The organism is Streptomyces smaragdinus, assembly GCF_009604385.1.
Classification (GTDB): domain Bacteria; phylum Actinomycetota; class Actinomycetes; order Streptomycetales; family Streptomycetaceae; genus Streptomyces; species Streptomyces smaragdinus.
Window position 1 is genome coordinate 20,542 of record NZ_WEGJ01000012.1, and the last position, 14,353, is coordinate 34,894.

The window sequence follows — 14,353 nt, forward strand, 5'->3', positions numbered from 1 at the left end:
AGCTCGTCAGCGACGCTTCGACTTGCGGTCGTCCTTGACGTGGCCGCGGAAGGTGCGGGTCGGCGCAAACTCGCCGAGCTTGTGGCCGACCATCGACTCAGTGACAAACACCGGGACGTGCTTACGGCCGTCGTGCACCGCGATGGTGTGACCCAGCATCGCCGGGATGATCATCGAGCGGCGGGACCAGGTCTTGATGACGTTCTTGGTGCCGGCTTCGTTCTGGACATCCACCTTCTTGGCGAGGTGGTCGTCGACGAAGGGCCCCTTCTTGAGACTGCGCGGCATCTAAACCCGCTCCTAGCGCTTCTTGTTCGTCTTGCGGCGGCGGACGATGTACTTGTTGGACGCCTTCTTCGGCGACCGAGTACGACCTTCCTTCTTGCCCCAGGGCGAGACCGGGTGGCGACCACCGGAGGTCTTGCCCTCACCACCACCGTGCGGGTGGTCGACGGGGTTCATCACGACACCACGCACGGTCGGGCGGACGCCCTTCCAGCGCATCCGGCCGGCCTTGCCCCAGTTGATGTTCGACTGCTCGGCGTTGCCGACCTCGCCGACCGTGGCGCGGCAGCGCACGTCGACCAGGCGGATCTCACCGGACGGCATCCGGAGGTGCGCCATGACGCCCTCCTTCGCCAGCAGCTGCACCGAGGAACCGGCGGAGCGGGCGATCTTCGCACCGCCACCCGGCCGCATCTCGATGGCGTGGATCGTCGTACCCACGGGGATGTTGCGCAGCGGCATCGCGTTGCCGGGCTTGATGTCCGCGCCCGGGCCGTTCTCGATCCGCTGGCCCTGCGTCAGGCCGGCGGGCGCCAGGATGTAGCGCTTCTCGCCGTCCGCGTAGTGCAGCAGCGCGATACGCGCGGTGCGGTTCGGGTCGTACTCGATGTGCGCGACCTTGGCCGGCACGCCGTCCTTGTCATGACGACGGAAGTCGATGACACGGTAGGCGCGCTTGTGTCCGCCACCCTGGTGGCGAACGGTCACACGACCGGAATTGTTACGGCCGCCCTTGCTGTGCAGCGGGCGAACCAGCGACTTCTCCGGCGTGGACCGCGTGATCTCGACGAAGTCGGCGACGCTGGCGCCACGACGGCCAGGAGTCGTCGGCTTGTACTTGCGGATTCCCATTTCTCAGTCCTCGTCCGATATCGGACGATCCTGATCTCCGTTAGGAGACCGGACCGCCGAAGATGTCGATACGGTCGCCCTCGGCGAGGGTCACGATGGCGCGCTTGGTGTTCGCGCGCTTGCCGTAACCGGTGCGGGTGCGCTTGCGCTTGCCCTGCCGGTTGATCGTGTTCACGCCGGTGACGGTGACCTGGAAGGCCGCCTCGACGGCCTGCCGGATCTGGGTCTTGTTGGAGCGCGGGTCGACGATGAACGTGTACTTGTTCTCGTCGAGCAGCGCGTAGCTCTTCTCGGAGACAACCGGCTTCAGCAGCACGTCACGGGGGTCCGTGAACGTCTTGCTGGTGACGGTCGCCGCGGTGTTCTCGGCCATCAGGCGTCGCTCCCTTCGAGCTCAGCCTCGGAGGCGACAGCCTTCGCAGCGGCGGCGGGGCCGGCCACGAAGCGCTCGAAAGCAGCCTGCGTGAAGACCACGTCGTCGGAGATGAGCACGTCGTAGGTGTTCAGCTGACCGGCGTCCAGGATGTGCACGTCGGGCAGGTTGCGGGCGGAGAGCCACGAGGCCTCGTCACCGTGCTCGATGACCAGGAGCACGTTCTTGCGCTCGCTGATCTTGCCGAACAGGGTCTTGGCGGCCTTGGTGGACACCTCGCCGTCCACGACGCCGGTGACGACGTGGATGCGGTTGTGGCGGGCCCGGTCGGTGAGGGCACCGCGCAGGGCGGCGGCCTTCATCTTCTTCGGGGTCCGCTGCGAGTAGTCACGCGGCTGCGGGCCGTGGACGACGCCACCGCCGGCGAACTGCGGGGCGCGCGTCGAACCCTGGCGGGCGCGACCGGTGCCCTTCTGGCGGTACGGCTTCTTGCCACCGCCGCGGACCTCGCCACGGGTCTTCGTCTTGTGCGTGCCCTGACGGGCCGCGGCCAGCTGCGCGACGACGACCTGGTGGATCAGCGGGATGCTGACCTTCGCGTCGAAGATCTCCGTGGGGAGCTCGACGGAACCGGTCTTGTCGCCTGCCGGCGAAAGGATGTCAATGGTGCTCATTACCTCAAGCCCCCTTGGCCGCGGTACGGACCAGGACGAGCCCGCCGTTCGGACCGGGAACCGCACCCTTGATCAGGAGCAGCCCCTTCTCCGCGTCAACGGCGTGGACGGTCAGGTTCTGGGTGGTGACGCGCTCGTTGCCCATCCGACCGGCCATCTTCATACCCTTGAAGACGCGGCCCGGGGTGGCGCAGCCGCCGATCGAGCCGGGCTTGCGGTGCACGCGGTGGGCACCGTGCGAGGCCTTGCCGCCGGCGAAGCCGTGACGCTTCATGACGCCGGCGAAGCCCTTGCCCTTGCTCTTGCCGGTGACGTCGACCTTGATGCCGGACTCGAAGACCTCGGCGGTGACTTCCTGGCCGAGGGAGTACTCGGCGGCGTCGGCCGTCCGGACCTCGACGAGGTGGCGGCGCGGGGTGACGTCGGCCTTGGCGAAGTGGCCCTTGAGGGGCTTGTTCACCTTGCGCGGGTCGATCTCGCCGAAGGCGATCTGGACGGAGTCGTAGCCGTCCTGGTCGGCGGTGCGCACCTGGGTGACGACACAGGGGCCGGCCTTGACAACGGTGACCGGGACGATGCGGTTGTTCTCGTCCCAGACCTGGGTCATGCCGAGCTTCTCGCCCAGGATGCCCTTGATCTGCTTAGCCATTTCTCAGCTCACCGATCCTCAGAGCTTGATCTCGATGTCGACACCGGCCGGGAGGTCGAGTCGCATCAGAGAGTCAACGGTCTTGGGAGTCGGATCGAGGATGTCGATCAGGCGCTTGTGGGTGCGCATCTCGAAGTGCTCGCGCGAGTCCTTGTACTTGTGCGGCGACTTGATGACGCAGTACACGTTCTTCTCGGTGGGGAGCGGCACCGGGCCCGCGACCGACGCACCAGTCCGGGTCACCGTCTCGACGATCTTCTTCGCCGAGGAATCGATGACCTCGTGGTCGTAGGCCTTGAGCCGGATGCGGATCTTCTGTCCCGCCATGGCTTCTCAGCAGTCCTGTCTCATTCACGCTCTGGCTCCGGCGAACCCGCCACTCTCCGACCCACGCGGTCGGGCGTGTCGCATTCTTCCCCGTACTCCACCCCGTGCCACCATGCGGCTGACCGCCGCGCGGTTTCCCTGGGGGATACCGGGGGAGAATTCCCACCGGAGCCTGGTCGACGCCCCGCGTGCACTTCCCGGAAGATTCCCGTACTTCCACCCTCATCAGGGGCGACGAATACGTTGGGACTCGCTTCCGGTCCTCCCGGCGGGAGGCGTGCAGCATCGGCGCTCAACCGAGCAACCTGCTTAGTGTGCCATACGCCGCTCGGCTAACGCCAATCGGCGCATATACCACGCCCGGCCGCCGGGAGCGCAGGGGGCGGTGCCCGTACCCGGGTTGACGCGCGAATGTGAAGCCCGTCACCACTCCGGATGACCGCGTGGGCGCCCTGTCGTTAATGGTCATGTGCACGTAAGCTCCGCTGTCGTTCCTTGATCGACCGACAAAGGGGAGCAAGTATGCGCACCGCACCCACCACCACCCGGTTACGCCGCGCGGCGGGCCTCGTCCTGGGCACGGCCGGCGTCCTGGCCGCCCTCCTGGTGCCCGCGGGCACCGCCCACGCGGCGACCGTCCCCACCGGTCCGCTGTTCAACCAACCCACGGGGACCACCGCCGAGCAGCAGGCCATCCGCACCCAGGTACGGAACATCACCACGAACGCGGACCCCGGCTCGGCCCTCCGGCTGTCGATGTACCACCTCTGGGACGAGACCATCGCGAACGACCTGGCGGCGGCGAAGGCCCGCGGCGTGCAGGTCAAGGTGCTGCTGGACGCCAGCACCCTGGACTACCCGGCCTCGTACGACATCCTCAGGACCGCCCTGGGCACCTCGACCGGCGCGACGTCCTGGGTGAAGCTGTGCGCGACGGGCAGCTCCTGTCTGGGGCCGTCGGGCACGGGGATCAACCACAACAAGTTCCTGCTGGCCGGCAGCGTCGGCGGCGGCGCGCAGACGAACGTGGTGGCCCAGCTGACGTCGAACCTGACCCCGTCGAACTACAGCCGCTACTGGAACAGCTCGGTGACGGTCGCCGGGAACGCGGACCTCTACAACGGCTACGTCTCGTACTTCACGGAGCTCCAGGCGCAGGACCGGGGCGCGTGGACGTACACCTACGGGAACGCCGGCGCGTACAAGTACTACTTCTTCCCGCGCGCGGGCACCGACAACGCGACGGACACCGTGGTCAACGCCCTGGACAACGTGACGTGCGCGTACACCGCGGACGGGGTGGCGAAGAAGACGACGATCCATATCGCGATGCTGAAGATCACCCGCCAGGGTGTGGCCGACAAACTGGCCGCGCTGGCCGGCGCGGGGTGCCTGATCGACATCGTCTACAGCGAGACGGACTCCGGCACCTGGCCGGTCCTGCACCGCTCGAACATCACGAACCGCTGCTACCAGCACGACCACGACGCGGACACATCCACGCCGAACCGGATCGTGCACTCGAAGAACTGGCTGGTGGACGGCCTGTACGACGGTGTGGTCGGCCGCTACCTGTGGACGGGCAGCCACAACTTCTCGGGCCCGGCGCTCCGCAACAACGACGAGGCGATGCTGAAGATCAAGGACGCGGCGGTCTACGCGGCGTTCGAGGCGAACTTCCAGCAGGTCCGCGCGGCGGCGTCCCCGGGGACGAGCGACAACATCACGGTCTGCAAGAGGGAGGCGTAATCATCAGCCCGGCCGGCGTTTGAGGCCGAGGCGCGGAGCGCCGATACGGGGGTCCGGGGGCGGAGCCCCCGAAACCAGCGGCGCGGCGTAAGACGCAAGAGGCCCCGTACCACCGGAAGAACCGGCGATACGGGGCCCAGCGAGCCCGAGGCTCAGGCCAGGATCTTGGTGACCTGACCGGCACCAACGGTGCGGCCACCCTCACGGATGGCGAACTTCAGACCCTCCTCCATGGCGATGGGCTGAATCAGCTCAACGCGCATGTCGGTGTTGTCGCCCGGCATGACCATCTCGGTGCCCTCGGGGAGGTGCACGACGCCGGTCACGTCGGTCGTCCGGAAGTAGAACTGCGGACGGTAGTTGTTGAAGAACGGCGTGTGACGGCCACCCTCGTCCTTGGACAGGATGTACGCCGTGGCCTCGAACTCCGTGTGCGGCGTGACCGAACCCGGCTTGATGATGACCTGGCCGCGCTCGACGTCCTCACGCTTGATGCCACGGAGGAGCAGACCGACGTTCTCACCGGCCTGGCCCTCGTCGAGCAGCTTGCGGAACATCTCGATGCCGGTGACCGTGGTGGTCGTCTTCTCCGGCTTGATGCCGATGATGTCGACGGTCTCGTTGACCTTGAGGACACCACGCTCGATACGACCGGTGACGACGGTGCCACGACCGGTGATCGTGAAGACGTCCTCGATCGGCATCAGGAACGGCTTGTCGACGTCACGCTCGGGCTGCGGGATGGACTCGTCCACGGCCGCCATCAGGTCCAGGACCGTCTGGCCCCACTCCTTGTCGCCCTCGAGCGCCTTCAGAGCGGACACCTTGACGACCGGGACGTCGTCGCCCGGGAACTCGTACTCGGAGAGGAGCTCACGGACCTCGAGCTCGACGAGCTCCAGGATCTCCTCGTCGTCCACCATGTCGGCCTTGTTCAGCGCGACGACGATGTACGGCACGCCGACCTGGCGGGCCAGGAGCACGTGCTCCTTGGTCTGCGGCATCGGGCCGTCGGTGGCGGCGACCACCAGGATGGCGCCGTCCATCTGCGCCGCACCCGTGATCATGTTCTTGATGTAGTCCGCGTGACCGGGGCAGTCGACGTGGGCGTAGTGACGCGTCTCGGTCTGGTACTCGACGTGCGCGATCGAGATCGTGATACCGCGCTGGCGCTCCTCAGGAGCCTTGTCGATCTGGTCAAAGGCCGAAGCCTCGTTCAGGTCCGGGTACGCGTCGTGCAGCACCTTGGTAATGGCGGCCGTGAGGGTCGTCTTACCGTGGTCAATGTGACCGATGGTGCCGATGTTGACGTGCGGCTTAGTCCGCTCGAACTTCGCCTTCGCCACGGGATCCTCCTGTGGAGTGGTTCTGTACGCCTCTACTCATCGGCGCCAGGTGAACTTTTGCTGGGGGCCGGCTGCCGGGACCCCGCCACAGACCCCTCCGGATGGATACCGGACGGTCTGCGGCGGAATGCCCCGTAAGCCCTTGTGCTACAGCCTAGAGGGTTATTCGCCCTTGGCCTTCGCGATGATCTCCTCCGCGACGCTCCGGGGAACCTCGGCGTAGGAGTCGAACTGCATGGAGTAGCTTGCGCGACCAGAGGTCTTGCTGCGCAGGTCACCCACGTAACCGAACATCTCCGACAGCGGAACCAGGCCCGTGACGAGCTTGGCGCCGTGACGGTCCTCCATCGACTGGATCTGACCGCGGCGGGAGTTGATGTCGCCGATCACGTCGCCCATGTAGTCCTCGGGCGTCGTGACCTCGACCTTCATCATCGGCTCGAGCAGGGCCGGGGAGGCCTTGCGCGCGGCCTCCTTGAAGGCCATCGAACCGGCGATCTTGAAGGCCATCTCAGACGAGTCGACCTCGTGGTAGCCACCGTCGAGGAGGATGACCTTCACACCCGTGAGCGGGTAGCCGGCGAGCACACCGAACTCCATGGCCTCCTGCGCGCCCGCGTCCACGGACGGGATGTACTCCCGCGGGATACGGCCACCGGTGACCCGGTTCTCGAACTCGTAGCCGTCGCCCTCGAGCGGCTCGAGCGCGATCTGCACCTTCGCGAACTGACCGGAACCACCGGTCTGCTTCTTGTGGGTGTAGTCGTAGCGCTCGACGGCCTTGCGCAGCGTCTCGCGGTAGGCCACCTGCGGCTTACCGACGTTCGCCTCGACTTTGAACTCACGGCGCATACGGTCGACCAGCACGTCGAGGTGCAGCTCGCCCATACCCGCGATGATGGTCTGGCCGGTCTCCTCGTCGGTGTGCACCTTGAAGGAGGGGTCCTCCTCGGCGAGGCGCTGGATCGCCGTGCCGAGCTTCTCCTGGTCGCCCTTGGACTTCGGCTCGATGGCCACCTGGATGACCGGGGCCGGGAAGTCCATCGACTCGAGGATCACCGGGTTCGCCGGGTCGCAGAGGGTCTCGCCGGTGGTGGTCTGCTTCAGACCCATGACGGCGACGATGTCGCCGGCACCCACCGAGTCGATCTCCTCACGCTTGTTGGCGTGCATCCGGTAGATCTTGCCGATGCGCTCCTTCTTGCCCTTCACCGAGTTCTGGACCTGGGAGCCCGCCTCGAGGCGGCCCGAGTAGACCCGGATGAAGGTGAGCTTGCCGAGGTGCGGGTCGCTCGCGATCTTGAACGCGAGGGCCGACATCGGCTCGTCCTCGGACGGCTTGCGCAGGACGACCTTCTCCGGGTCGCTGGGGTCGTGGCCCTCGATGGCCTCGATGTCCAGCGGGGAAGGCAGGTAGCGCACGACGGCGTCGAGCAGGGGCTGGACGCCCTTGTTCTTGAACGCGGTGCCGCAGAAGACGGGGGTGATGGTGACCCCGTCGTTCTTGCCGGAGTTGAGGGTGATGCGGCGGATCGCCGCGTACAGCTGCTCCTCGGTGGGCTCGACGCCCTCGAGGTACAGCTCCATCATCTCCTCGTCGTTCTCGGCCACGACCTCGAGGAGCTTGCCGCGGTACTCGTCCGCGGCCTCGGTGTGCGTGTCCGGGATGTCGACGACGTCGTACGCCTCGCCGAGCGCGGTCTCGGCGGACCAGACCAGGGCCTTCATCCGGACCAGGTCGACCACGCCGCGGAAGTCCGCCTCGGTGCCGATGGGCAGCTGCATGACGATCGGGGTCGCACCCAGGCGGTCCTCGATCATGTCGACGCAGCGGTGGAACTCGGCGCCGGTGCGGTCGAGCTTGTTGACGAAGCAGATACGCGGCACGCCGTAGCGGTCCGCCTGACGCCAGACGGTCTCGGACTGGGGCTCAACGCCGGCCACGCCGTCGAACACGGTCACGGCGCCGTCGAGCACACGCAGGGAACGCTCCACCTCGACGGTGAAGTCCACGTGACCCGGGGTGTCGATGATGTTGATCGTGTGGTCGACGTCCTCGAGCGGCCAGTGGCAGGTCGTCGCGGCAGACGTGATCGTGATGCCGCGCTCCTGCTCCTGCTCCATCCAGTCCATGGTGGCGGCGCCATCGTGGACCTCACCGATCTTGTAAGACACACCGGTGTAGTACAGGATCCGCTCGGTGGTGGTCGTCTTACCCGCGTCGATGTGGGCCATGATCCCGATGTTGCGGACCTTGGCCAGGTCAAGCGAAGTGGTGGCCATGTTGGCTCAGTCTTCTCTCTCGTATAACGGGGGTGTCGACTACCAGCGGTAGTGCGCGAACGCCTTGTTCGCCTCGGCCATCTTGTGGGTGTCCTCGCGTCGCTTGACGGAGGCGCCCAGACCGTTCGAGGCGTCCAGCAGCTCGTTCATGAGGCGCTCGGTCATGGTCTTCTCGCGACGGGCGCGCGAGTAGCCCACGAGCCAGCGCAGCGCCAGCGTCGAGGAACGGCCGGGCTTGACCTCGACCGGGACCTGGTAGGTCGCGCCACCGACACGGCGGGACTTGACCTCGATGGCCGGCTTGACGTTCTCCAGGGCGCGCTTGAGCGTGATGACCGGGTCGTTGCCGGTCTTCTCGCGCAGGCCCTCCATGGCGCCGTACACGATGCGCTCGGCGGTGGAGCGCTTGCCGTGCAGCAGCACCTTGTTGATCAGCGACGTCACCAGGGGAGAGGCGTAGACCGGGTCGATGATGACCGGGCGCTTCGGGGCGGGGCCCTTACGAGGCATTCTTACTTCTCCTTCTTGGCGCCGTAGCGGGACCGAGCCTGCTTACGGTTCTTGACGCCCTGCGTGTCGAGGGAACCGCGGATGATCTTGTAACGAACACCCGGCAGGTCCTTCACACGGCCACCACGCACGAGCACGATGGAGTGCTCCTGCAGGTTGTGGCCCTCACCCGGGATGTAGGCCGTGACCTCGATGCCCGAGGTCAGACGCACACGCGCGACCTTACGGAGGGCCGAGTTCGGCTTCTTGGGGGTGGTGGTGAACACACGCGTGCAGACGCCGCGGCGCTGGGGGGAACCCTCGAGCGCGGGCGTCTTGTTCTTCTCGACCTTGTCCTGCCGGCCCTTACGGACCAGCTGCTGGATCGTAGGCACTACTTCTCCGGTTTCTGTGTGCCATCTCGGTACTTCTAACCTGGGGTTTTGTCCGTGAAGACCGACTGTCCACCGACCCACGCGGTCGGGTGTGTCGCAAACCGGTGCCCCTGCTGCTTGGCCGGCAGCGGGGAGTGTGCACTCGGCTTTTAGGGCGTCACTCCTCGATGTTCCCGCAGCACCCGTAAGAGCGCACGCGAGAACCCGGGGACACCCCAGGCACAAGGTCAGAGCGTACCTATAGCATCCGCCTGGGTCAAAACGTAATGGGCTCCGGTCGCGCGTACCGGCCACCGGCCCGCTCCCCGGCAGGTCAGAGGGCCGGGCTAGAAGTTGCGGGTGAGGAAGAAAATCAGCCAGAGCGCCATGCCCATGGCACCGATGACGATACCCGTGAGCGCCATACCGTCGCCGCTCTCACCGGTGTGACGGATCTCGCGGCGGGCCACGAGGCCGGAGATCAGCGCCGGGAGGCCCAGGAAGCCGCAGGTCAGCGGGGTGCCGATCCCGCAGATCAGGGCTGCCACCGCGGCGTTGTTGGTACGGGACGGCGGGGGCGGCGCCAGGGGGGTCTGCATGCCCCAGCGGGGCATCGCCGGCATCGGGAGCTGGGGCGGCGCCAGGAAGGCCGTCGGCGCCGGGCCCTGGGGCAGGTCGCCGACCAGGCGGTGCAGATCGGCGTACGTCTGCGCCTCGTACGCCCGGCCCACCCGGTCGTCGTACTCCGTCTTGGTCAGACGTCCCTCCGCGAAACCGGCGCGCAGGACGTCGACCGCGCGCTCCCGGTCCGCGTCGGACGCCCGCATGGACGGCGAACCGCCGCCGGGGCCGTACGGCTGCATGGACACCTGCGAAGCACCTCCCCCAGTGCCGCGGGGACTCCCCCGCCTCATCGGCCTGCCCACCCGTCCCTCCGGTTAGACGTCCGGGACACCCCTCGGGGTTCCCCGGCACGCCGCAGGGGCGGCCCCGGGCCGAAACCCGGGACCGCCCCTGTGTGAAGCGGGTGACGTCAGCCGTTGTACGGGCCGTAGTCGTAGTCCTCCAGCGGGACCGCCTGGCCGGAGCCGGAGCCGAAGGGCGAGTAGTCGATGTCGTCGTAGCCGACGGTCGAGTACATCGCGGCCTTGGCCTCCTCGGTGGGCTCCACCCGGATGTTGCGGTAGCGGGACAGACCCGTACCGGCCGGGATGAGCTTACCGATGATGACGTTCTCCTTGAGGCCGATGAGCGAGTCGGACTTGGCGTTGATCGCCGCGTCCGTGAGGACTCGCGTCGTCTCCTGGAAGGACGCCGCCGACAGCCAGGACTCCGTGGCCAGCGAGGCCTTGGTGATACCCATCAGCTGCGGCCGGCCGGAGGCGGGGTACCCGCCCTCGGCCACCACACGGCGGTTCTCGGTCTCGAACTTCGAGCGCTCCACCAGCTCGCCCGGCAGCAGCTCCGCGTCGCCGGACTCGATGATCGTCACCCGGCGCAGCATCTGCCGGATGATGATCTCGATGTGCTTGTCGTGGATCGACACGCCCTGCGAGTTGTAGACCTTCTGCACTTCCTGGACCAGGTGGACCTGGACGGCCCGCTGGCCGAGGATGCGCAGCACGTCGTGCGGGTTGGTCGCACCGAAGGTGAGCGGCTCGCCGACCTCGACGTGGTCGCCCTCGCGCACCAGGAGCTTGGCGCGCTTGGAGATCGGGTACGCCGTCTCGTCCGAGCCGTCGTCCGGGGTGACGACGAGCTTCTTGGTCTTCTCCGTCTCCTCGATCCGCACCCGGCCGGAGGCCTCGGAGATCGGGGCGACACCCTTCGGGGTACGGGCCTCGAAGAGCTCGACGACACGGGGCAGACCCTGGGTGATGTCGTCACCGGCCACACCACCGGTGTGGAAGGTACGCATCGTCAGCTGGGTGCCCGGCTCACCGATGGACTGGGCGGCGATGATGCCGACCGCCTCACCGATGTCGACCAGCTTGCCCGTGGCCAGCGAGCGGCCGTAGCAGAAGGCGCAGGTACCGACGGCGGACTCACAGGTGAGCACCGAGCGGGTCTTGACCTCCTCCACGCCGTGCTTGACGAGCTGGTCGATGAGGACATCGCCCAGGTCGACGTTGGCCGGCGCGATGACCTTGCCGTCGATGACGACGTCCTCGGCCAGCATCCGCGCGTACACGCTGGTCTCGACGTCGTCCGTCTTGCGGAGCGAGCCGTCCTCGCCGCGGACCGCGATCTTGAGCTTGAGGCCGCGCTCGGTGCCGCAGTCCTCCTCGCGGATGATGACGTCCTGCGACACGTCCACCAGACGACGGGTCAGGTAACCCGAGTCGGCGGTACGCAGGGCGGTGTCCGCGAGGCCCTTTCGGGCACCGTGGGTGGAGATGAAGTACTCCAGCACGGACAGACCCTCGCGGAACGACGCCTTGATCGGCCGCGGGATGGTCTCGTTCTTCGCGTTGGACACCAGACCACGCATACCGGCGATCTGACGCATCTGCATCATGTTTCCGCGCGCGCCCGAGTCGACCATCATGAAGATCGGGTTCGTCTTCGGGAAGTTCGCGTTCATCGCCTCGGCGACCTCGTTGGTCGCCTTGGTCCAGATCGCGATGAGCTCCTGCGTGCGCTCTTCCTTGGTGATCAGACCGCGCTCGTACTGCTTCTGGATCTTCTCGTCCTGGGCCTCGTAGCCCGCGACGATGCCCTTCTTCGCCTCGGGGACGACGACGTCCGAGATGGCGACGGTGACACCGGAGCGGGTGGCCCAGTGGAAGCCGGCCGCCTTCAGGTTGTCCAGCGTCGCCGCGACGATGACCTTCGGGTAGCGCTCGGCGAGGTCGTTGACGATCTCGGAGAGCTGCTTCTTGCCCACCGCGTAGTCGACGAACGGGTAGTCCTCGGGCAGCAGCTCGTTGAAGAGCGCCCGGCCCAGGCTGGTCGTCAGCCGGAACGGGTCGCCCGGCTGCCAGTCGCCCTGGTCCTCGCCCTCGGCGGGCGCCGGCGGCGTCCAGCCCCGCGGCGGGACGGTGCCCACCGGGAAGCGGATGTCGACCCGCGACTGCAGCGCCAGCTCACCGGCGTCGAACGCCATGATCGCCTCGGCCGTGGAGCCGAAGGACCGGCCCTCGCCCTTGACGTCACGCAGCTCGCCGTCGGTGGTGAGGAAGAACAGACCCAGCACCATGTCCTGCGTCGGCATCGTCACCGGCCGGCCGTCGGCCGGCTTGAGGATGTTGTTCGACGACAGCATCAGGATGCGTGCCTCGGCCTGCGCCTCGGCGGACAGCGGCAGGTGTACGGCCATCTGGTCGCCGTCGAAGTCCGCGTTGAACGCGGTGCAGACCAGCGGGTGGATCTGGATGGCCTTGCCCTCGACCAGCTGCGGCTCGAAGGCCTGGATGCCCAGCCGGTGCAGGGTGGGCGCACGGTTCAGCAGCACCGGGTGCTCGGCGATGACCTCTTCGAGGACGTCGTACACCACGGTGCGGCCGCGCTCGACCATCCGCTTGGCGGACTTGATGTTCTGCGCGTGGTTCAGGTCGACCAGCCGCTTCATCACGAACGGCTTGAAGAGCTCCAGCGCCATGGCCTTGGGCAGACCGCACTGGTGCAGCTTCAGCTGCGGGCCGACGACGATGACGGAACGCGCCGAGTAGTCGACTCGCTTGCCGAGCAGGTTCTGCCGGAAACGGCCCTGCTTGCCCTTCAGCATGTCGCTGAGGGACTTCAGGGGACGGTTGCCGGGGCCCGTGACCGGGCGGCCGCGGCGGCCGTTGTCGAACAGGGCGTCGACGGCCTCCTGGAGCATGCGCTTCTCGTTGTTCACGATGATCTCGGGCGCGCCGAGGTCGAGAAGCCGCTTCAGTCGGTTGTTCCGGTTGATGACGCGGCGGTACAGGTCGTTCAGGTCGGAGGTCGCGAAGCGGCCACCGTCCAGCTGCACCATCGGACGCAGGTCCGGCGGGATGACCGGGACGCAGTCCAGGACCATGCCGTTGGGGCTGTTACGGGTGGTCTGGAACGCGGAGACGACCTTCAGCCGCTTGAGGGCACGGGTCTTCTTCTGGCCCTTGCCGGTGCGGATGATCTCGCGGAGCTTCTCCGCTTCCTCGTCCAGGTCGAACGACTCCAGGCGCTTCTGCAGGGCGGCCGCGCCCATACCGCCGGAGAAGTAGGTGCCGAAGCGGTCGCGCAGCTCACGGTAGAGCAGCTCGTCGCCCTCGAGGTCCTGGACCTTGAGGTTCTTGAACCGGTTCCACACCTCGTCGAGCCGGTCCAGCTCACGCTGGGCCCGGTCGCGGAGCTGCTTCATCTCGCGCTCGCCGCCCTCGCGCACCTTGCGGCGCACGTCGGCCTTGGCACCCTCGGCCTCGAGCTCGGCCAGGTCGGCCTCGGCCTTCTTGGCTCGGGCCTCGAGGTCCGCGTCGCGGCGCTGCTCGATCTGCTGGCGCTCCACGGAGATGTGGGCCTCCAGCGACGACAGGTCGCGGGTACGGCGCTCCTCGTCCACCCACGTGATCATGTAGGCGGCGAAGTAGATGACCTTCTCGAGGTCCTTCGGGGCCAGGTCCAGCAGATAGCCCAGGCGCGACGGGACGCCCTTGAAGTACCAGATGTGCGTGACGGGAGCGGCGAGCTCGATGTGGCCCATCCGCTCACGGCGCACCTTCGCGCGGGTGACCTCGACGCCACACCGCTCGCAGATGATGCCCTTGAAGCGGACACGCTTGTACTTGCCGCAGTAGCACTCCCAGTCCCGGGTGGGGCCGAAGATCTTCTCGCAGAAGAGCCCGTCCTTTTCCGGCTTGAGGGTGCGGTAGTTGATGGTCTCCGGCTTCTTGACCTCGCCGTGCGACCAGGTCCGGATGTCGTCCGCGGTCGCAAGGCCGATCCGCAGCTCGTCGAAGAAGTTGACGTCGAGCACTATGCGTCAATCC

The 14,353-nt window shown here is 67.1% G+C and carries 13 protein-coding genes; 1 reads left to right on the forward strand and 12 read right to left on the reverse strand.

The window, feature by feature from the left end:
* Positions 1–6 precede the first annotated feature (6 nt).
* The 6 genes from rpsS to rpsJ are packed head-to-tail and all read right to left on the reverse strand — an operon-like array spanning position 7 to position 3,160.
* A complete protein-coding gene (gene rpsS / locus SRB5_RS17315; protein ID WP_153452975.1) occupies positions 7–288 on the reverse strand; it encodes a 30S ribosomal protein S19 in 282 nt (93 codons plus the stop codon).
* Between the two features lie 12 nt (positions 289–300).
* Complete coding sequence (rplB, locus tag SRB5_RS17320) at positions 301–1,137, reverse strand: 50S ribosomal protein L2 (RefSeq protein ID WP_153452977.1); 837 nt, start codon at positions 1,135–1,137, stop codon at positions 301–303.
* Positions 1,138–1,177: 40 nt separating this feature from the next.
* A complete protein-coding gene (rplW, locus tag SRB5_RS17325; protein ID WP_153452979.1) occupies positions 1,178–1,510 on the reverse strand; it encodes a 50S ribosomal protein L23 in 333 nt (110 codons plus the stop codon).
* Entirely contained in the window at positions 1,510–2,184 is a 675-nt protein-coding gene (rplD, locus tag SRB5_RS17330) for a 50S ribosomal protein L4 (protein WP_153452981.1), read from the reverse strand. Before rplD ends, rplW begins: the two co-directional genes overlap by 1 nt.
* 4 nt (positions 2,185–2,188) lie before the next feature.
* The gene (gene rplC, locus SRB5_RS17335; protein WP_153452983.1) at positions 2,189–2,833 is read right to left on the reverse strand and encodes a 50S ribosomal protein L3; all 645 of its coding nucleotides are present in this window, start codon (positions 2,831–2,833) and stop codon (positions 2,189–2,191) included.
* 18 nt (positions 2,834–2,851) lie between these two features.
* Complete coding sequence (rpsJ, locus tag SRB5_RS17340; protein ID WP_003948644.1) at positions 2,852–3,160, reverse strand: 30S ribosomal protein S10; 309 nt, start codon at positions 3,158–3,160, stop codon at positions 2,852–2,854.
* Between the two features lie 522 nt (positions 3,161–3,682).
* On the opposite strand from rpsJ, the gene SRB5_RS17345 reads away from it, so the two are divergent.
* Positions 3,683–4,909 (forward strand): phospholipase D-like domain-containing protein, encoded by a 1,227-nt coding sequence (locus SRB5_RS17345; protein ID WP_153452985.1) that lies wholly within the window; start codon positions 3,683–3,685, stop codon positions 4,907–4,909.
* A gap of 152 nt (positions 4,910–5,061) precedes the next feature.
* Here the strand turns inward: SRB5_RS17345 and tuf are convergent, their stop codons facing one another.
* From tuf to SRB5_RS17375, 6 genes are all read right to left on the reverse strand, one after another.
* Positions 5,062–6,255: an elongation factor Tu gene (tuf, locus tag SRB5_RS17350; protein WP_323378044.1), complete on the reverse strand. Its 1,194-nt coding sequence runs from the start codon at positions 6,253–6,255 to the stop codon at positions 5,062–5,064.
* Between the two features lie 162 nt (positions 6,256–6,417).
* The gene (fusA, locus tag SRB5_RS17355; protein ID WP_153452987.1) at positions 6,418–8,538 is read right to left on the reverse strand and encodes an elongation factor G; all 2,121 of its coding nucleotides are present in this window, start codon (positions 8,536–8,538) and stop codon (positions 6,418–6,420) included.
* 39 nt (positions 8,539–8,577) lie between these two features.
* Positions 8,578–9,048, reverse strand: a complete 471-nt coding sequence (gene rpsG, locus SRB5_RS17360) for a 30S ribosomal protein S7 (RefSeq protein ID WP_153452988.1) — start codon at positions 9,046–9,048, stop codon at positions 8,578–8,580.
* 2 nt (positions 9,049–9,050) lie between these two features.
* On the reverse strand, positions 9,051–9,422 hold the full coding sequence (gene rpsL / locus SRB5_RS17365; RefSeq protein ID WP_003948652.1) for a 30S ribosomal protein S12: 372 nt from the start codon (positions 9,420–9,422) through the stop codon (positions 9,051–9,053).
* A 326-nt stretch (positions 9,423–9,748) separates the two neighbouring features.
* The gene (locus SRB5_RS17370; RefSeq protein WP_228390129.1) at positions 9,749–10,264 is read right to left on the reverse strand and encodes a DUF1707 and DUF4190 domain-containing protein; all 516 of its coding nucleotides are present in this window, start codon (positions 10,262–10,264) and stop codon (positions 9,749–9,751) included.
* Between the two features lie 170 nt (positions 10,265–10,434).
* The gene (locus tag SRB5_RS17375; RefSeq protein ID WP_323378046.1) at positions 10,435–14,340 is read right to left on the reverse strand and encodes a DNA-directed RNA polymerase subunit beta'; all 3,906 of its coding nucleotides are present in this window, start codon (positions 14,338–14,340) and stop codon (positions 10,435–10,437) included.
* Positions 14,341–14,353: the final 13 nt, after the last annotated feature.